Source organism: Vannielia sp. ABF1_015 (genome assembly GCF_056160745.1).
Window position 1 is genome coordinate 414,315 of record NZ_JBSWXT010000002.1, and the last position, 16,501, is coordinate 430,815.

Annotated in this window: 18 protein-coding genes; 7 read left to right on the top strand and 11 right to left on the bottom strand. The window is 64.1% G+C overall.

The features are described 5' to 3' along the window. Nucleotides 1-4: 4 nt before the first annotated feature. The 4 genes from ACXAG6_RS14495 to ACXAG6_RS14510 all read right to left on the bottom strand — a co-directional run bounded on the left by ACXAG6_RS14495 (nt 5) and on the right by ACXAG6_RS14510 (nt 5,772). The gene (locus ACXAG6_RS14495) at nt 5-1,756 is read right to left on the bottom strand and encodes a sensor histidine kinase (protein WP_254695469.1); all 1,752 of its coding nucleotides are present in this window, start codon (nt 1,754-1,756) and stop codon (nt 5-7) included. A 138-nt stretch (nt 1,757-1,894) separates the two neighbouring features. Beyond that, nucleotides 1,895-2,563 carry a phosphoribosylformylglycinamidine synthase subunit PurQ gene (purQ, locus tag ACXAG6_RS14500; protein ID WP_475338450.1) on the bottom strand — a complete coding sequence of 223 codons (669 nt, stop codon included), beginning with the start codon at nt 2,561-2,563 and terminating at the stop codon, nt 1,895-1,897. A gap of 54 nt (nt 2,564-2,617) precedes the next feature. After that, nucleotides 2,618-5,203, bottom strand: a complete 2,586-nt coding sequence (locus ACXAG6_RS14505) for a CHAT domain-containing protein (protein ID WP_475338452.1) — start codon at nt 5,201-5,203, stop codon at nt 2,618-2,620. 77 nt (nt 5,204-5,280) lie between these two features. Further along, nucleotides 5,281-5,772 carry a DUF3592 domain-containing protein gene (locus ACXAG6_RS14510; RefSeq protein WP_475338453.1) on the bottom strand — a complete coding sequence of 164 codons (492 nt, stop codon included), beginning with the start codon at nt 5,770-5,772 and terminating at the stop codon, nt 5,281-5,283. Between ACXAG6_RS14510 and ACXAG6_RS14515 the strand changes: the two genes are divergently transcribed. Further along, nucleotides 5,771-6,154 carry a hypothetical protein gene (locus ACXAG6_RS14515; RefSeq protein ID WP_475338454.1) on the top strand — a complete coding sequence of 128 codons (384 nt, stop codon included), beginning with the start codon at nt 5,771-5,773 and terminating at the stop codon, nt 6,152-6,154. The genes ACXAG6_RS14510 and ACXAG6_RS14515 overlap by 2 nt on opposite strands. 57 nt (nt 6,155-6,211) lie before the next feature. Here the strand turns inward: ACXAG6_RS14515 and purS are convergent, their stop codons facing one another. Beyond that, nucleotides 6,212-6,439, bottom strand: a complete 228-nt coding sequence (gene purS, locus ACXAG6_RS14520; RefSeq protein WP_140014015.1) for a phosphoribosylformylglycinamidine synthase subunit PurS — start codon at nt 6,437-6,439, stop codon at nt 6,212-6,214. Between the two features lie 11 nt (nt 6,440-6,450). Further along, nucleotides 6,451-7,215, bottom strand: coding sequence for a phosphoribosylaminoimidazolesuccinocarboxamide synthase (gene purC, locus ACXAG6_RS14525; protein ID WP_140014014.1), 765 nt, complete (start codon nt 7,213-7,215; stop codon nt 6,451-6,453). Between the two features lie 189 nt (nt 7,216-7,404). On the opposite strand from purC, the gene ACXAG6_RS14530 reads away from it, so the two are divergent. From ACXAG6_RS14530 to ACXAG6_RS14545, 4 genes are all read left to right on the top strand, one after another. Then, the gene (locus ACXAG6_RS14530) at nt 7,405-8,400 is read left to right on the top strand and encodes a hypothetical protein (protein ID WP_475338456.1); all 996 of its coding nucleotides are present in this window, start codon (nt 7,405-7,407) and stop codon (nt 8,398-8,400) included. A gap of 99 nt (nt 8,401-8,499) precedes the next feature. After that, nucleotides 8,500-8,814: a DUF1476 domain-containing protein gene (locus tag ACXAG6_RS14535; protein WP_140014012.1), complete on the top strand. Its 315-nt coding sequence runs from the start codon at nt 8,500-8,502 to the stop codon at nt 8,812-8,814. 251 nt (nt 8,815-9,065) lie between these two features. Further along, nucleotides 9,066-10,079, top strand: a complete 1,014-nt coding sequence (gene bmt / locus ACXAG6_RS14540; protein WP_475338458.1) for a betaine--homocysteine S-methyltransferase — start codon at nt 9,066-9,068, stop codon at nt 10,077-10,079. 1 nt (nt 10,080) lies between these two features. Continuing rightward, complete coding sequence (locus tag ACXAG6_RS14545) at nt 10,081-10,398, top strand: hypothetical protein (protein WP_475338459.1); 318 nt, start codon at nt 10,081-10,083, stop codon at nt 10,396-10,398. 12 nt (nt 10,399-10,410) lie between these two features. Here the strand turns inward: ACXAG6_RS14545 and ACXAG6_RS14550 are convergent, their stop codons facing one another. Then, complete coding sequence (locus ACXAG6_RS14550; RefSeq protein ID WP_475338460.1) at nt 10,411-11,484, bottom strand: PA0069 family radical SAM protein; 1,074 nt, start codon at nt 11,482-11,484, stop codon at nt 10,411-10,413. Nucleotides 11,485-11,748: 264 nt separating this feature from the next. Here ACXAG6_RS14550 and ACXAG6_RS14555 point away from each other — a divergent pair, with 264 nt between their 5' ends. Then, the gene (locus ACXAG6_RS14555) at nt 11,749-12,453 is read left to right on the top strand and encodes a corrinoid protein (protein ID WP_140014007.1); all 705 of its coding nucleotides are present in this window, start codon (nt 11,749-11,751) and stop codon (nt 12,451-12,453) included. Between the two features lie 12 nt (nt 12,454-12,465). Here the strand turns inward: ACXAG6_RS14555 and ACXAG6_RS14560 are convergent, their stop codons facing one another. Further along, nucleotides 12,466-13,041, bottom strand: a complete 576-nt coding sequence (locus ACXAG6_RS14560) for a TetR/AcrR family transcriptional regulator (protein ID WP_475338463.1) — start codon at nt 13,039-13,041, stop codon at nt 12,466-12,468. 56 nt (nt 13,042-13,097) lie between these two features. Here ACXAG6_RS14560 and ACXAG6_RS14565 point away from each other — a divergent pair, with 56 nt between their 5' ends. Further along, complete coding sequence (locus ACXAG6_RS14565; RefSeq protein WP_475338464.1) at nt 13,098-13,730, top strand: DUF1638 domain-containing protein; 633 nt, start codon at nt 13,098-13,100, stop codon at nt 13,728-13,730. A gap of 97 nt (nt 13,731-13,827) precedes the next feature. On the opposite strand, the gene proB is transcribed toward ACXAG6_RS14565, so the two are convergent. Genes proB through ACXAG6_RS14580 form a run of 3 tightly spaced genes read right to left on the bottom strand, consistent with a single transcriptional unit; the run spans nt 13,828 to nt 16,501 of the window. Next, a complete protein-coding gene (gene proB / locus ACXAG6_RS14570; RefSeq protein WP_371707656.1) occupies nt 13,828-14,943 on the bottom strand; it encodes a glutamate 5-kinase in 1,116 nt (371 codons plus the stop codon). Then, nucleotides 14,931-15,968 carry a GTPase ObgE gene (obgE, locus tag ACXAG6_RS14575; RefSeq protein ID WP_475338465.1) on the bottom strand — a complete coding sequence of 346 codons (1,038 nt, stop codon included), beginning with the start codon at nt 15,966-15,968 and terminating at the stop codon, nt 14,931-14,933. The genes proB and obgE overlap by 13 nt, the downstream gene beginning before the upstream one ends. Then, a complete protein-coding gene (locus tag ACXAG6_RS14580) occupies nt 15,956-16,501 on the bottom strand; it encodes a GNAT family N-acetyltransferase (protein WP_475338466.1) in 546 nt (181 codons plus the stop codon). Before ACXAG6_RS14580 ends, obgE begins: the two co-directional genes overlap by 13 nt.

The following is a 16,501-nucleotide window of genomic DNA, read 5'->3' on the forward strand; positions in this document are numbered from 1 at the left end:
TGCTCTATTCCGCCGCCGTGGCGCTGTCTTGTTGCAGCATCGGCAATTGTAACTCGAAAACGGCGCCGCCTGCCCGTCCGTTCCGTGCCGTGAGACGTCCGCCCAACTCGTTGATGATCCCCGAGGAGATGGCAAGCCCCAGACCGACGCCATCGCCGGGGGCCTTGGTGGTATAAAATGGCTCGAACAAATGCTCCAGATCCTCGATCCCGTGGCCATTGTCGCGCAGCGTCAGCGTGGCCGTATCGCCGGTGGCAAGGATCAGTTCAAGCGCGGGCTCGGCCACCTCGCGGGTGGCATCCAGCGCGTTGCGGAAGAGGTTGACGAGCACCTGCTCCACCCGCAGCCGGTCGGCCCGGATCATCACCGGCGCACTCGGAATACTGCGTGAAATCACCACGTGCCGCGAGCGCAGTTGGGGCTCCATCATCGAGAGCGCCGAACTCACCGCATCCCTTAGATCAAAGGGTTCGAAGGCCACGTCGCCCTTGCGCGCGTAACTTTTGAGCTGGCGGGTGATGGCCCCCATCCGACCAATCAAATCGTCGATCCGCTGGAAGGACGAGAGCGCCTCATCCGGCCGCTTGCGTTGCAGCAGCAGCTTGGCTCCGGCGAGATAGGTGCGCATGGCGGCAAGCGGCTGGTTCAACTCATGGCTGACAGCTGCCGACATCTCGCCAAGCGCGGCCAGCTTGGAGCTCTGCGCAAGCGTCTGTTCGGCCACTTCGAGGCTGCGCTCGGCCTTTTCCCGCTCAGCGATTTCCCGCTGCAGCCTCAGGTTCAACTGGCGAAGTTCTGCCGACTCCCGCAGCGCGACACGCCGCTCGGAGCGGGCCTTGCGCGACAACACCCAGAACGAGCCCGCGAGCAGCAATGCGAAGCCCATGATCTCCAGCGCCAGAACGCCATTCACTCGCTCACGCACCGAGCTGTAGGCGGTGAAAGAGGTCATCCGCCATCCCTGAAAGGTGATCCGCGCATCCGTGCGCATGACCGCCTCGCCAAATAGGTAGGCATCCGGCGGAATGAAGCTCCAGTCGGCCGTGGCCTCGATGGCGCGCTCGATCGCCGAGGGGGGATCCTGCTCGGCCAGTGCCTCGTCTATAGGGTGCCCGCGCCAGCGCGGCTCGGTCGACAGGATGACCATGCCGGTGCTGTCCGTCACCAGAACCGCATCGGAAATACCGGCCCACTGCCGCTCGAACTTGCCGAGATCGACCTCCACCACGATCACCCCGACACCCTGATTGTCATGCCGGATCAGCCGGGAATAGGCGAACTCCATAGCGTTGTTTTCCTGCAAATGCAGGGTGAACACGGTGCCATCGGAGCGCTGCGCTTCCACGAAATAGGGCGCGGTGCGGTGGTTGGAACCAAGCAGGTTACGGTCGGTCGACGCCACGGCGCGGCCCGACGTATCGAGCATCAGGATCGACTTGGCCCCGATCTCGTCGCGAAACTCGATAAGCCGCTGAGAGGTTGTCAGAAAATCCGAGGTGTTGAGCGCCCCGATTAGCGAGGGGTCGCGCGAGAGCAGCAGCGGCACCACCTGGCTGCGCTGCAATTCCGAGATGATGTTGCCCGCGTAGAGCGCTTGTCGCAATTCGGCCTGATTGCGGGTGGTCTCGGTGAAGCGCAGGGTGAGGTAGTGGTTCGTCAGCCAGACCGTGACAATGGCCAGGGCCAGGATCAACACCCAGCCCAGCCGCATCAGATACCGGCGCAGCCCGCGCCGCCGTGTGGCCTCCTCACTCATGTCGCAAGTCTAAGCGCTGCCGCTGCATTGGGAAAGCCGATCCCGGCTCAGGTGCCGAAGAGGTGAGGCACGTTGCTGGCTGCCTACCCCGCGAGGAAAGCACGAAGGCTTGACGAGCCTGCCCCCCTTCGCCGCCGTTCAGGCCGAAACAAGAGCCTCGGCAAGACCGGCGAACATCGCCGCCCCGCCAGTGCCGCCGTGGCACTCATCCACCGCACGCTCCGGGTGCGGCATCATGCCAAGTACGCGCCGGTTTTCCGACAGAACGCCGGCAATATCGCCCATCGAGCCATTGGGATTGTCGGTGTAGCGGAAGGCCACCCGCCGGTCGGCCTCCAGCGCCGCCAGCCCGGCCTCGTCGATGTTGTAGTTTCCATCGTGATGCGCCACCGGGATCACCAGTTCGTCTCCCAGCCCATAGCCCGAGGTAAAGGGGCTGTCGTCGCTGGCGACCGTCAGCCCGACATTGCGGCAAACAAACTTGAGCCCCGCATTACGCATCAGCACCCCGGGCAGCAGCCCAGTTTCGCATAGCACCTGAAAACCGTTGCAGATGCCAAGCACAAAGCCGCCCGCCTCCGCGTGGCCCACCACCGAGCGGCAGATCGGCGAATTGGCGGCAATGGCACCGCAGCGTAGGTAGTCGCCAAAGGAAAAGCCCCCCGGAATGCCCACAACATCCACCCCAGAGGGCAGTGCGGTGTCCTTGTGCCAGACCCGGGTCACATCAAACCCCGCCTGCTCGAAGGCCACCGCAAGGTCACGGTCGCAGTTGGAGCCCGGAAAGGTGATGACGGCAGCTTTCATGGCGATTCCTCTGGCATGTATGGCGCTTTTGCTCCCCTTAGCCCGGATCGCGAGCTAAAGCCAGTTGCCCATCAACACGAAGGCCGACCAGAAGTAGGGATGGGCAAAATCATCCACCGCACCCGCGCCGTTGTTTGCGTTCAGGGCGGTTGCAGCGCGATTGGCCCCCTGCCCCTCACCGCCGCCCCGCAGCATGGCGATTTGCGCCCGGCGCAGCGCCTCGGCCTTATCCTCGCCGCGCTCGTAGAGACCGGCGTAGAAATCGCCCATCAGCACCGGGGTTGCCGCGTCGGCCACCGGCCAGAGCGAAGCAAGCACGGCGCTTGCGCCCCCCATCAGGGCCGCCGCGCCAAAACCGTCGATCTCCGAGCCATCCCCGCCCCGTGCCGTCTGGCAGGCCGAGAGGGTGAGCAGGTCCACCCCCGTCATGCGGAACTTGCTGGTCCGCAGTTCCGAAAGCGGCAGCCGCGTACCGTCGCCCAGCAGCAAAAAGCTGTCATCATCCTGCCCCGGCCTCAGCGCGAAATGCGAGGCAATGTGGAGCAGCTCGGGCGGGTTGCGCAGGGTGCGGCGCAGGGCACGGGTGTCAAAGGCGCCGTCGAGCATGGTCTGCCCCGCCAGAACGCCCTCCCCGTCTGATGCGGTAAATAGGCTCTCGATCTCGGCGGCCACGCCCGGCAAGGCCGAAAAGCCCTCATGCGCCTGGGTAACCCCAAAGCCTGCCGCGCTGTCCGGCGCACGCGGCGCACGGGCGAACTGGGTTTGCACTGCGGCCACGTAGAGGGCAAAGGCATAGTCCTCCACCAGATAGCGCTCTCCGTCATGCAGCGCCGCAAAGGGCACGTAGCGCAGCACCCCGTCGGCGTTGATCATCACCACCTCTGTGCCCGCCACCTCCAGCGCCTCGCGCACCGGGGCAAAGAGCACCGCGTAGAGCCCCTGCAAATGCGCCTCGGCCTCCGGGCTGCGCGCCTCGATGGCTTGAAGCGTGTCAAACACCTTGCGGCGCATCTCGGCACGGGGGATCTCCACTTTCTCATGCACCGTCGCGCCGGGTAAGGTGAGGAACAGGTGGGTGGCGTCTTCCAGCATCGCCAGTTGCAAGATGGCGCTCGGGCGCTCGCGAGCCTCCAAAATGGCCTGATAGGCCCCGGTGGCATCAAACCTTGCGGCAAATCCTGCCCGGCGGGTTTCTTCCACATCGGCGAGAAAGGCTCCAACCTCCGCCTCAAAGGCAGCCTCGGCCTCGGCCATCGCATCTTCGAGCAGAAAGAGCTGGTCTTCCTCCTCCGCCGTCCCCTCGCCCGCATCGAGCCGGGCCGACAGGGCTTCCCAAGCCGCACGCGCCTCTACCGGCTTCAGCGCGAGCGCGGCCAGCTTCTCGGCATCGCTGGTTTCGGCATCCGTCAGCAATGCCACCGTATCCCGCAGATTCGCCTCGCCATCACGTTGCAGGAACTCGAAGGCCTCCTGCTCCTTTTCCATGTTCAGCACCGCCTGCGCCTCGGAAAACCGGCCCTCCTCGATCATCAGATCGGCAAGGTCGCGGTAAAGCCGGCTCCACTCGGCGCGCAGCCCTTCGGTGTCTTCGTCGGAAAGCCCCTGATTGAGCGCGCGGATCTCCTGCTGCGCATTCACCGCCATCTTGCCGAACAGGATCGCCCTCTCGCGCTGCCCCCGGGCGGCGAAGATGTTGCGCATCAGCTCGAAGGTCCAGCGCTGGTTGTTCAGCGAGGACTTCGGGTTCGCGGCGAAATAGGGCAATATCTCGACCGCCCGTCGCATCGCCTCCTCCTCGCGTCCCATATCGAAAGCGATGAGCCCGAGGTTCACCCGCACCACCGAGGCCCCGTAGCTGTGTGGCCCCCAATGCTTGTCGATCAGCGGCAGCGCCCGCATCGACCAAGCGCGCGCAGGCTCCAGCTCCTTGAGATACCAGTAGGAGGCGCCGATATTGGCAGTAATATTGGCCACCCCCTCACTTTCGGGCCCGGCCACGCGCTCGTAAATATCCAGTGCATCCTCGTTCAGCCCAATGGCCTCCCGGTGCCGCTTGAGCCCGTCGAGCGCATTGGCCTCCAGCATCAGCGTGTTGGCAACGTAGAACTCCCGCTCCGGCTCCTGCTCGACGAACATCTTGTAAACCTGACGCGCCAGCCCGGCGTATTCGATCGCCCGCTCGTAATCCGACAGCTCGTTGAGGGCGACCACGGCGCTTTCGATACAGCCCCCCAGCGTGAGGTTGACATCCTTCTCCTCCCAGCGGTCCCCGATGTGGCCGATGCAGCGGTTGGCCCAGGCCAGCGCCAGCCCGTGCTCGGCCAAGGCGGAGTGAACCTGGGTCAGCAGCCCTGCGGCCATGCCGGCGTAATGGGCGCCGGTCGGGTCGTCATGGTCATATCCGGCATAGGCGAGCTGGAGGTAGCCCAGGATCTGGCGGCGCTCGGCGTCTGTCAGGTCCGGCGCGGAGAGCAACGGCAGGACGTAGTTGAACGCCGCAGTGGGCTCACCCGTCTTGGCCGTCTCGTAAAACTCCTGCGCCGCACCGGGCAGATGCGGAAACTCGAAGGGGGCCGGCTCCTCAGCCCGCGCGGCCGCGGTGAGGCACAGAAAGGCGAAGAGAAAGACGAGGGGTCTCATAGGCAGCCATGATGATCGACGCGGCTAGCCTAAGCGATGGGCGGCAACGGACAAAGTGACAATTCCCGTGTCCCGCCTCAGCCCTGCACCCCTCGCCGCCGCCAGCGCAGCAGAAACAGGCTGACAAGCGCCGCAGGCAGCGCCGTGCCCAACCCGAGAACGGCAAGCGCGCCGGGCACGATCCAGTTCCAAGGGCCGGGAATGCGCACATCTCCGTTAACGTCCGGATCGTAGAGGATGGTCCGGCGCGAGCCGACGGGGAAGTTCCACGCGCTGTGGGACATGCCAGCGCTGGCGCGCAGTTCTCGCCCGTCTGCGTGCGTATAGCTGAAGACCGGAGCGTAATTGGTCACGTCCCCCTCCAACGGCGACCATCCCTCGTATTCGCGAAGCTCCACCACCTCGCCCTCCACCTCAACCATGCCCAGCGGGGCAATCAGCGTTTGGGCCGCAAAATAGAGCGCTGCGCCCAAAAACAGCGCTGGCGTGACCCAAACCAACAGCCACATCCGTCCCGAAATTTCGCGGACCCCGTCATAGCGTGTGCGCATGAAAAAGGCGTCTGACATGAACCGAAGTTTGGCGTCTGCGGCGGGCCACGTCCAGATGGTCGTTCAGCGCGTGCCAAACGCCTCTGCAAGAGCCTTGCCGGAAGGCCCCAAGAGGCTTATCTGCATGGGTATCGCGACAGGCCTTCAAAGGGCCCCGCGCAAGACTCATCGAAGTCATCGCCCTGAAGCGTGTCACGCAACCCTGATTTTCCTGAGGATCGGTCCGTTCGGCATGACGCCGGCACGGTATTTAACCTGTGAGGTCGTAATGGGAAAAGGCAACAACAAGCGCGGAAACAAGGAAGCGAAGAAACCCAAGCAGGAAAAGCTAAAGCAACTGGCGATTGCGAATTTCGGCGCAAGCAAGCCCATCTCGCTTGGCGAGAAAAAGGGCAAGTAAGGTATGAGGCGGTTGGGCGGGCCTGCGTGCTCGCCCTTCCCCACGCGGCCAAGGCCCTTACATGTGGATCGCGTAGCTCTCGATCACTGTGTTGGCCAGCAGCTTCTCGCACATCGCCTTCACATCGGCCTCTGTGCTGCCCTCGGCCAGCTCAAGCTCAATCACCTTGCCCTGCCGAACACCCTCAACGCCGTCAAAGCCCATCGCTCCAAGCGCCGATTTGACGGCTTCGCCCTGCGGGTCGAGCACGCCTTGTTTCAGCATCACGTCAACGCGAACCTTCATGCGCGTTCTCCTCAGTTGATCAGGGTGGGCTTGCCCATGGCCGCGGGGCCGCCGTTCGGCAGCACGCCAAGGCGGCGGGCAACTTCGGTGTAGGCATCCGTCAGGTTGCCGAGATCGCGGCGGAACACGTCCTTGTCCAGCTTCTGGCCGGTCTCCAAGTCCCACAGGCGGCAGCTGTCCGGGCTGATCTCATCGGCCACGATCAACCGCATGAAGTCATTGTCCCAGATCCGGCCAATCTCGATCTTGAAGTCCACCAGCTTGATGCCGACGCCATACATCACGCCGCTCAGGTAGTCGTTGACCCGCAGCCCCAGTGCCACGATGTCATCCAGATCCTGCTGCGTCGCCCAGCCAAAGGCGATGATGTATTCCTCGGGCACCAGCGGATCGCCGAGTGCATCGTCCTTGTAAGAGAACTCGATGATCGGGCGCGGCAACTGCGTGCCCTCTTCCAGCCCCAACCGCTTGGCCATGGAGCCTGCGGCGAAGTTGCGCACGATCACTTCCAGCGGAATGATCTCGACCGAGCGGATCAGCTGCTCGCGCATGTTGATCCGCTTGATGAAATGCGTCGGCACGCCGATGTTGTTCAGCCCGGTCATGAAAAACTCGGAGAGCCGGTTGTTCAGCACCCCCTTGCCCTCGATCGTCGCCTTCTTCTCGGCGTTGAACGCGGTGGCGTCGTCCTTGAAATACTGCACGAGAGTGCCCGGCTCGGGGCCCTCGTATAGAATCTTCGCCTTGCCTTCGTAGACGAGCTTGCGTCGTGCCATGGGGTCCATTCCAGATGCGGGCTGTGGCGGCACCGGAGAGTGCCGCGGCTGTCCTCCGGGGCTATAGTGCAAGGGCTGGCCCGCCGCAAGCAGAGCGAGGTGCGCCGGGGGCGCGGCGGAGGCCTTGGCGGCGCGGCGCAAGGCGGATAGGGTCGCGCTGGTTTACAATGCTGGCATCCGGAGGGGGAGATGGCAGAAGATTTTGCAGTGCTTGATTTTGCACTGGTCGACGCGCCGCCGCGTGAGGTGGCGCGAGCCATGGCAAAGTGCGAACCGGCGGGCGATGCCCCCGAGGCCGCCAGCACCGGCCTGCTCGGGCGTTTGTTTGGCGGTCGGCGCAACAAGGCGGCCCCCGAGCCCGCCGCTCTGCTAATTCAACCCCACGGCACCCTGCCCCAAGGCGTGCTGGCCCGCGAGATGCTGGATGACATGGGCTTTGGCGGCACCGACCACGAGGCCCGGCTCTCTGCCCCGGTCGGCACCGACGGGCTGACACTGATCGAACTGCGTGAACGCACCGATGGCGCCCCCTCGCCCCGGCTCCTTGCCCTCAGCCGCGCGCTTGGCAAGGCAGAGGTTCTGGCCTTTCGTCTCAGCGGAGGCCGCCACTCGGGCGGCGAGTTTGCCTTTACCGTTTACAGCGGCGGAAGTGTTACGCGGCGCCTTCAGGTTTACCGCACGAGCGGCGAAGCCGAATGGCAGCCCGCACAAAGCGGAGCGGCCAATCCGCTGGAGGCCAAAGCCCCGCCCGAAAGTGACGCCCCGGGCGATCTGATCCCCCCAAGCCGGCAAGCGGCTCTGCTCGCGCAGTTGGGCATCGACGCTGATGAACTCTTGGTCAACCGAAGCGCCTACGCTGAGGTGCTGGAGCTTTCGACCCGCCCCGGCGGAACCCCGCCCGCCGATTTGCCCGAGCAAACCCCGGCCTCGCCTGAAGCCGACACCCAAGACCGGGGATCATGGGAGGATGAGGTCACGCAGCTTCTCGTCGACGCCGTGGGCGATGCCCTGCCCGAGCACGAACAGGTGCCTTGGCTCGATGCCCTGACCGCAGATCTTGAGGCTGGCCACACCCGGGCCGCGTTGGAGCGAGCCCGCGAGCTTCTGGCCCGCGGCAACCGGCCAGAAGCCCTGCGCCGGGCCACAGCGCAGCGCCTCGCGCAGCTCTTCGGGCTGGAGGATTGAGCCGCACTGCGCTTCAGGCCATTTCTGCGGCCATTCATGCCTTCCCATCCCGCCGTCAGCCACTTACATAGGGGCAAGGATTCAAACCGGGAGGCCCCCATGTCCACCTTCGACGACCGCGAAAACGCCTTTGAAAACAAGTTCGCCCACGATGCCGAGATGCAATTCAAGGCCGAAGCGCGCCGCAACAAGCTGCTTGGCCTCTGGGCTGCGGGCCTGCTGGGAAAAGCCGGCGACGAGGCTGTTGAATATGCAAAAGAGGTCGTGAAGGCCGATTTTGAAGAAGCGGGCGATGAGGACGTGTATCGCAAGGTCGCCGGTGACCTGGGCGATCTGGCCGATGAGGCCACCATTCGCGCACAGATGAAGGCGATGATGGCCGAGGCCAAAGCCCAGCTGATGGAAGAGAACTGAACCTTCCTTCCGCCCCTCTAAGCTGCGAACAACGGCCGGCCCTGCCCGGCCGTTCTGCTTTTTGGGGCCGGGGTTAAGCCATTGGTCACAGGCGGATGATAGCACCGCGCTTACGTGCACGATCACGGGGGCATGCCTTGCCCTCCGAGCTTTACGTCACGGCGCAACCTCAACATCATCTTGAGCCATTCAACATTGCGCCCCGGCCCTGCCTGTGGCACCCAGCGCCCATCCTATCACCGGAGCCCCAGATGTCCGACGCCCTTTCCCGCCTGCTCGCTGATCGCCCGTTTCTGCTGACCGATGGTGCCACTGGCACAACGCTCTTCAACATGGGCCTGCAATCCGGCGACGCGCCCGAACTCTGGAACGACGAACACCCTGACCGGATCGCCGCGCTCTACAAGGGCGCTGTGGATGCGGGCTCCGATCTGTTCTTGACCAACAGCTTTGGCGGCAATGCCTCCCGCCTCAAGCTGCACGACGCGCAAGACCGGGTGCGCGAGCTAAACCGCAAAGCCGCCGAGATCGGGCGCATGGTGGCCGACAAAGCGGGCCGCCCGGTTGTTGTGGCCGGCTCCATGGGCCCCACCGGCGAGATCATGGGCACGATCGGCACGCTGTCTCACGAAGACGCGGTGGCGATGTTCCACGAGCAGGCCGAGGGCCTCAAGGAAGGCGGAGCCGACGTGCTCTGGGTCGAAACCATCTCCGCCCCCGAAGAATACAGGGCCGCAGCCGAGGCTTGCGCGCTGGCTGGCATGCCCTGGGTCGGCACCATGAGCTTTGACACAGCCGGGCGCACCATGATGGGTGTAACCTCCTCCGACATGGTCAAACTGGCCACCAAACTGCCCACGCCCCCGCTCGCCTTCGGTGCCAACTGCGGCGTTGGCGCGTCTGATCTGCTGCGCACGGTAAAGGGCTTCCTCGCCGAAGGCCCCGAGATCCCTGTGATTGCCAAGGGCAACGCTGGCATCCCCAAATATGTCGATGGCCACATCCACTACAACGGCACGCCCGAGCTGATGGCGGATTACGCCTGCATGGCCCGTGACATGGGTGCGCGCATCATCGGTGGCTGCTGTGGCACCACGCCCGAGCACCTCGCCGCCATGCGCGAAGCGCTCGATACCCGCCCCGCCGCCCCAGCGCCGACGCTGGAAACAATCGCCGAAAAGCTTGGCGGCTTCTCCTCAGCCTCTGACGGCACCGGCGACGAGCCCGCCCCGGAGCGCCAACGCCGTGGCCGCCGCAGGGGCTGAGATGCCCGATCAGCCGCACCGCCCGCTCGGCCACCTGCTGCTGCAAATCGCGGGGATCACGCTGTTTCTTCTTAGCGGCATTTGCATGGTCGTCTGGATCATCGCCTATAACGTGATGACTGGGCTGGGCTGCGGCCATACAAACCACACCCCACATTGCCCCACGACCTCACCGATGGATCTGAGCCGTGAAGACTTCCTTCTGCTCGTCGTCGCGCCCGGCCTGATCACTGGGGCAGTCTTCACCCTCGCCCTTGTTGTCATATCAGTCTCGAAGAAGCGCCACGCCAAATGGCTAGAAAGTCAGAGCGAGGCCTGAGGCGCGTCCAACCTAGCCAAATAGGTCCAGTTGATCCCCCGGCTTTGGCGGCACCTTGAACAGATCGCAGCGCAGCGGCAGCAGGTTGCGCTTCAGCCCCAGCCGCTTGCTGGCCACCTCAAAGCGATGCGAGAGCAGCGCCGCATGGGTGCCCTGCCCCTTCATCCGGCGGCCCCACTCCGGGTCATAATCGCGCCCGCCGTGCATTTCGCGCACCCGCGCCATCACGCGGCTGGCGCGATCCGGCACATTGGCTTCCAGCCAGTCACGAAACAGCGGCGACACCTCGCGCGGCAGCCGCAGCACGATATAGCTCGCCGCCACCGCACCCGCATCGCGCGCCGCCTCCATGATCTTTTCCAGCTCGTGATCCGTCAGCCCGGGGATCATCGGCGAGGCCATCACCCGCACTTGCACCCCCGCCCCGGCCAGCCGCTCAATCATCTTCAGCCTCCGCGCCGGGCCGGGAACTCTCGGCTCCATCTTGCGCGCCAGCCCATCGTCCAGCGTGGTGATCGAGATGCCAACCCGCGCCAGCCCCTCCCAGCCCATATCGCCCAGAATATCCAGATCACGCTCGATCAGGCTGCCCTTGGTGACAATGCCCACCGGGTGATTATGCGCCCGCAGCACCTCCAGCAGCCTCCGGGTAATCCGATGTGTGCGCTCGATTGGCTGATACGGGTCGGTATTGGTGCCCATAGCAATCGGGGCCACCTCGTAGCGTGGATTGCGTAACTCGGCCGCCAACCGCTCCGGCGCATTGGGCTTCGCCACCAGCTTGGTTTCAAAATCGAGGCCCGGAGAGTAGCCGAGGTAGGCATGGGTTGGGCGGGCAAAACAGTAGATGCAGCCATGCTCACAACCACGATAGGCGTTCACCGAGCGGTCGAAACTCAGGTCGGGCGAGCTGTTGCGGCTGATGATCCTGCGTGGATTTTCCAGCGCCACCTCGGTGCGCAGCGGCGGCAGCCCCTCCTCCGCCCCGCTTTCCCATCCGTCATCCACACGCTCAACCGCGTAGGCGTCAAACCGATTGGCCACATTCGAAAGCGCCGCGCGCCCGCGCCGCCGATGCTCTGGCATGGTCCACCCGCCAGCCGCTGACTCCTCAAATCCCATAGCCGCACCGCGCTGCTTGGGATGAATATAGAACATATGGCGAACATTTGAAAGAACCGCATGACCTTCATGCATATTTTTCGCGCCACACTGGCGCAAATCCCCGCTATAAGTCGGCAAAAGCGCGTGCCATGTCGCAAATCGGAAAGTGCCCGCACAACATTCTGGCCATGGCAGAATAGTACAAACCGCAAGAGGCCCCGCCCGGGCCCCACAAAGGAAATGCCCATGTCTGCGGATGAAGAAGACGACATCATCCTTTCGGAACTCTCCGACGAGGATCTGACCGCCCAGATGCATGATGACCTTTACGATGGCCTCAAGGAGGAGATCGAAGAAGGTGTGAATATCCTGCTGGAGCGCGGCTGGACCCCTTATGACATTCTGACCCAAGCTCTTGTTGCGGGTATGAAAGTGGTGGGCGACGACTTCCGCGATGGCATCCTGTTTGTGCCCGAGGTGCTGCTGGCGGCCAACGCAATGAAGGCCGGCATGCACATCCTCAAGCCGCTGCTGGTGGAAACCGGCGCGCCGCGCATGGGCAAGATGGTCATCGGCACGGTGAAGGGCGATATCCACGACATCGGCAAGAACCTCGTGTCGATGATGATGGAGGGCGCAGGCTTCGAGGTGGTCGACCTCGGCATCAACAACCCGGTCGAAGACTATCTCGACGCGCTCAAGCGTGAAGAGGCCGATATTCTGGGCATGTCCGCCCTGCTCACCACCACCATGCCCTACATGAAAGTGGTGATCGACGCGCTGGTCGAACAAGGCATGCGTGAGGATTATATCGTGCTCGTCGGGGGCGCCCCGCTGAACGAAGAGTTCGGCAAGGCGATTGGTGCCGATGCCTATTGCCGCGATGCCGCCGTGGCGGTGGAAACCGCCAAGCAGTTCATCTCGCGCAAGCACAACCAGATGGCGGGCTGAATGCCAGCCGGGTCAGCCCGGCGGCATCAGAAAGGCCTCGACATGGGCCGCCAGTGCCTTGCCCGGATCCGTTGCTTTTCCGGGCCGGGCGACGTGGCGGGCCATCGCCATGAGCGTGAAGGCGCGGATACCCTCCGCCATCACCTTCGGTGGCAGATCGGTGCGAAAGGGCGGTGCCCCGAAAAGCCCGCCAAACCAGCCGGTCAGGATGATATCCAACCGCGAAAGCGCCTCTGCAATCGGCCCATCTGCAAGGGAGGCCCGTTGAACCAGATCGAAGACATATCGCTCGCAGGTCAGCAGATCGATGATCGGGCCAAGCGTGGCCGCCAGCCCCTTGGCGCTGCTGGGCCGACGCGCGGTTTGCAGCGCATCGAGCAGCCGCGAAATGCGCCCGGCCACGAGCCGCTCCATCAGCACGTCCTTATCCGCGAAATGCGTGAAAAACGTGCCCTTGGCCACGCCCGCCGCCTTCACCACCTGCTCTACACGCAAACCGCCAAACCCCTCTTGGGCCACGATGGCTTCTGCGGCGGCTGTCAGATTTGCACGGGTGGCGCGGGCACGGGGCTGAATAGGCTCTGTCATGCCTGCTTCGTGCCGCTAAATCTGACCGCGGTCAATTCGATTTTGCGAGCCCCGCAATGAAACTTCCCAGCGATAGCAAACTCACGGAACAGGGCCTTGCTCCGGAAGGCCAAGGCAAACTGCTGCTCATCGCCTGCGGTGCCCTCGCCCGCGAGATCCTTGCACTGATCGAAGCCAATCATTGGCACCACATGACGCTTACCTGCCTACCCGCGATCCTGCACAACCGCCCCGAGGGGATCCCCGATGCGGTAGAGGCAACGGTGCGCAAACACCGGGAAAACTTCGAACGTATCTTCGTGGTCTACGCCGATTGCGGCACTGGCGGGCTTCTGGAGGCGCGCTGCGCGAAACTGGGTGTCGAAATGGTGCCGGGGCCGCACTGCTACAGCTTCTTCGAAGGCAACGCCGCCTTTGCCGCCCATGACGAAGAGATCACCGCCTTCTACCTGACCGACTTCCTCGTCCGCCAATTCGATGCCTTCGTGACCAAGCCGCTGAAGTTCGACAAGCACCCGGAACTCAAGGAAATGTACTTCGGCCATTACGAAAAACTGGTGTATCAGGCGCAAACGGATGACCCGGAGCTGACCGAACTGGCGAAGAAACACGCCGATACCCTCGGCCTCTCCTTCGAGCGGCGGTTCACTGGCTATGGAGACTTGGAGGTGGCGCTGGCGAAGGCGTAAGCCGGGCTGCTCTTTGTGGCCTCATGGCCGCTCATCGCATGGCCGGGGCAGTGACGCAGAAGCTGCGAAGAGGCCCGAAAGGGCCAATGAGCTGCCCTTAGAGCGCCATATCATCCCGGTGGATCAGCGCGGCGCGCCCCGGATACCCGAGCAGCCCCTCGATCTCTTCCGAACGGTGCCCTGCAATCACCCCGGCCTCCGTCGCGGTATAACGCACCAGGCCCTGCCCCAAATGCCCATCCGGCCCGACAATCTCCACCGGATCGCCCCGCAAAAACGCGCCCTCAACGCCGCGCACCCCGGCGGGCAACAGGGATTTCCCAGCCGTCAGCGCTTTGGCCGCACCTGCATCCACCATCACCACTCCGCGCGGCTTCATCGAGCCGATCCAGCCCTTGCGGGCGGCTTGCGGCGTGGTTTGGGCGGTAAACCACGTGGCATTCGCGCCCTCTTCGAGCCGCCGCAGCGGGTTCAGCGCAAACCCATGCGTGATCGCCATGGTGCAGCCCGCTTGGGTGGCGGTGCGGGCGGCCATCAGCTTGGTTTTCATTCCACCGCGCGACAAGCCAGAGCCCGCGTCCCCGGCCATCGCCTCAATTTCCGGGGTGATCTCTTTGACCACGTCAAACCGCTCCGCCGCCGGATCAGTGGCCGGGTTGCCGGTGTAGAGCCCGTCCACATCCGAAAGCAGCACAAGCGTATCGGCCCCCACTGTCACCGCAACTTGCGCGGCGAGCCGGTCGTTATCGCCAAAGCGAATCTCGTCGGTGGCCACTGTGTCATTCTCGTTGACGATCGGCAGCACACCGAGGCTCATCAGCGTTTCCAGCGTCGCCCGCGTATTCAAATAGCGGCGCCGCGAGGCGCTGTCTTCCAGCGTCAGCAACACCTGCGCCGCTGTCAGCCCATGCGGTGCCAGCGCCTCCTCATAGGCCCGGGCCAGCCGAATTTGCCCCACCGCCGCCGCAGCCTGGCTTTGCTCCAAAGCCAGTTCGTCCACCCCGAGGCCCAAAACACCGCGCCCCAGCGCAATGGAGCCGGACGAAACCAAAAGCACCTCGCAGCCGCGCTTTCTGAGCGCCGCAATATCCTCGGCCAGCGCCACCAGCCACTCCTGCCGCAGCGCGCCGGTTTTCCGGTCGACGAGCAGCGCCGATCCGATCTTCACCACCAGCCGCCGTGCCGTGCTCAGCCCCGCTGCTACGGCTTCCACGGCGCGTCCTCTTCCTCTTCGGCGGCCTCCGCCTTGCGGCCTCGCTCAATGGTCGCCCGAAGCGCCCGCAGCACGTCCTGAATGCCCTCACCCGCGACACCGGAAATCTGAAATGGCCGCTGCCCCGCAGCCTCCTGCAACTCCGCCTGCTTTTCGGCCCGCTCCTCGGCTGAGAGCGCATCCACCTTGTTGAGCGCCACGATGCGCGGCTTGTCGGCAAGGTGGCCACCATACATTTCCAGCTCATGGGTGATGGTGTGGTAATCTTCCGCTACCGTCTCCGATGTGCCATCGACCAGATGCAACAGCACCGCACAGCGCTCGACATGGCCAAGGAAACGGTCGCCAATCCCACGGCCCTCATGCGCGCCTTCGATCAGCCCCGGAATATCGGCCATGACAAACTCATGCCCATCCACGCCCACCACCCCAAGGTTGGGATGCAGCGTGGTAAAGGGGTAGTCAGCAATCTTGGGGCGGGCATTGGAGGTGGCCGCAAGGAAGGTGGACTTGCCCGCATTCGGCAGGCCCAGCAGCCCGGCGTCGGCAATCAGCTTGAGCCGCAGCCAAATCGTGCGCTCTACCGCAGGCTGGCCCGGGTTGGCACGGCGCGGGGCCTGATTGGTCGAACTCTTGAAGTGCAGGTTGCCAAAGCCGCCGTTGCCACCCTTGGCCAGCACCACGCGCTGGCCCTCTTCGGTGAGGTCTGCAATCACCGTTTCCTCGTCTTCCTCAAGGATTTCGGTGCCCACAGGCACCCGCAGAATGATGTCTCCGCCATCCGCGCCGGTGCGCTGGCGCCCCATGCCGGGTTGGCCGTTCTTGGCGAAGAAGTGCTGCTGATAGCGAAAGTCGATCAGCGTGTTGAGGTTGTTCACCGCCTCGGCAATCACATCGCCGCCGGTGCCCCCGTCGCCGCCATCCGGGCCGCCGTATTCAATGTACTTCTCCTTGCGGAACGAGATGCACCCGTTACCGCCCGCGCCGGAGCGGATGTACACCTTTGCCAAATCTAGGAATTGCATTGCTGAGCCTCGAAAGCGTTTCGCGTCAGGCGATATAGGGTGATGGGCTCAGGCTCAAGCCTCAGCGGGTTTGTCGCGCGGTCATATCCGGTCTGCACAAAGCCCAGACGACGCAGGATGGTGCCCGAAGCGGGGTTGTCATGAAAATGGTCAGCCTCCACAGCATCAAGCTCGAAGCGTGGGAAGGCCCATGCCAGCAGGCCCCGCGCCGCCTCGCTTGCATAGCCGCGCCCGGTGTAATCACCGGCAATGAAATACATCAGCGTGGCCGGCGTGCCGCCAAGCCCGATGATGCCCACAAGGTCAGGTGAACCGCGTTCCTGAATGGCGAGCCGAAAGCCCGGGCGGCCGCGGTAGCGTGACGCCTCGATCCAGCGCAGCACTGCCTCTTCAGGCCACGGTGACTGAAAGCTGAGCATCATCCGTGCCACATCTGGCGTCCCCCCGAGGCGCGACAGGCGCGGCGCGTCGGCGGCCTCCAACGGGCGAAGGCGGAGCCGCTCGGTCCGAATGTCGAGCCGCTCCTCTGTCAT

Excerpts from the sequence above, each read along its gene's own strand:
- purS (WP_140014015.1), bottom strand. The coding sequence starts at position 6,439 with ATGAAGGTTCGCGTTGACGTGATGCTGAAACAAGGCGTGCTCGACCCG.
- ACXAG6_RS14515 (WP_475338454.1), top strand. The coding sequence starts at position 5,771 with ATGAACCGAAGTTTGGCGTCTGCGGCGGGCCACGTCCAGATGGTCGTT.
- ACXAG6_RS14555 (WP_140014007.1), top strand. The coding sequence starts at position 11,749 with ATGTCTGCGGATGAAGAAGACGACATCATCCTTTCGGAACTCTCCGAC.
- ACXAG6_RS14545 (WP_475338459.1), top strand. The coding sequence starts at position 10,081 with ATGCCCGATCAGCCGCACCGCCCGCTCGGCCACCTGCTGCTGCAAATC.
- purQ (WP_475338450.1), bottom strand. The coding sequence starts at position 2,563 with ATGAAAGCTGCCGTCATCACCTTTCCGGGCTCCAACTGCGACCGTGAC.
- ACXAG6_RS14495 (WP_254695469.1), bottom strand. The coding sequence starts at position 1,756 with ATGAGTGAGGAGGCCACACGGCGGCGCGGGCTGCGCCGGTATCTGATG.
- ACXAG6_RS14580 (WP_475338466.1), bottom strand. The coding sequence starts at position 16,501 with ATGACAGAGGAGCGGCTCGACATTCGGACCGAGCGGCTCCGCCTTCGC.
- bmt (WP_475338458.1), top strand. The coding sequence starts at position 9,066 with ATGTCCGACGCCCTTTCCCGCCTGCTCGCTGATCGCCCGTTTCTGCTG.
- ACXAG6_RS14560 (WP_475338463.1), bottom strand. The coding sequence starts at position 13,041 with ATGACAGAGCCTATTCAGCCCCGTGCCCGCGCCACCCGTGCAAATCTG.
- obgE (WP_475338465.1), bottom strand. The coding sequence starts at position 15,968 with ATGCAATTCCTAGATTTGGCAAAGGTGTACATCCGCTCCGGCGCGGGC.
- ACXAG6_RS14565 (WP_475338464.1), top strand. The coding sequence starts at position 13,098 with ATGAAACTTCCCAGCGATAGCAAACTCACGGAACAGGGCCTTGCTCCG.
- ACXAG6_RS14510 (WP_475338453.1), bottom strand. The coding sequence starts at position 5,772 with ATGTCAGACGCCTTTTTCATGCGCACACGCTATGACGGGGTCCGCGAA.
- ACXAG6_RS14550 (WP_475338460.1), bottom strand. The coding sequence starts at position 11,484 with ATGCCAGAGCATCGGCGGCGCGGGCGCGCGGCGCTTTCGAATGTGGCC.
- purC (WP_140014014.1), bottom strand. The coding sequence starts at position 7,215 with ATGGCACGACGCAAGCTCGTCTACGAAGGCAAGGCGAAGATTCTATAC.
- ACXAG6_RS14535 (WP_140014012.1), top strand. The coding sequence starts at position 8,500 with ATGTCCACCTTCGACGACCGCGAAAACGCCTTTGAAAACAAGTTCGCC.
- ACXAG6_RS14505 (WP_475338452.1), bottom strand. The coding sequence starts at position 5,203 with ATGAGACCCCTCGTCTTTCTCTTCGCCTTTCTGTGCCTCACCGCGGCC.
- ACXAG6_RS14530 (WP_475338456.1), top strand. The coding sequence starts at position 7,405 with ATGGCAGAAGATTTTGCAGTGCTTGATTTTGCACTGGTCGACGCGCCG.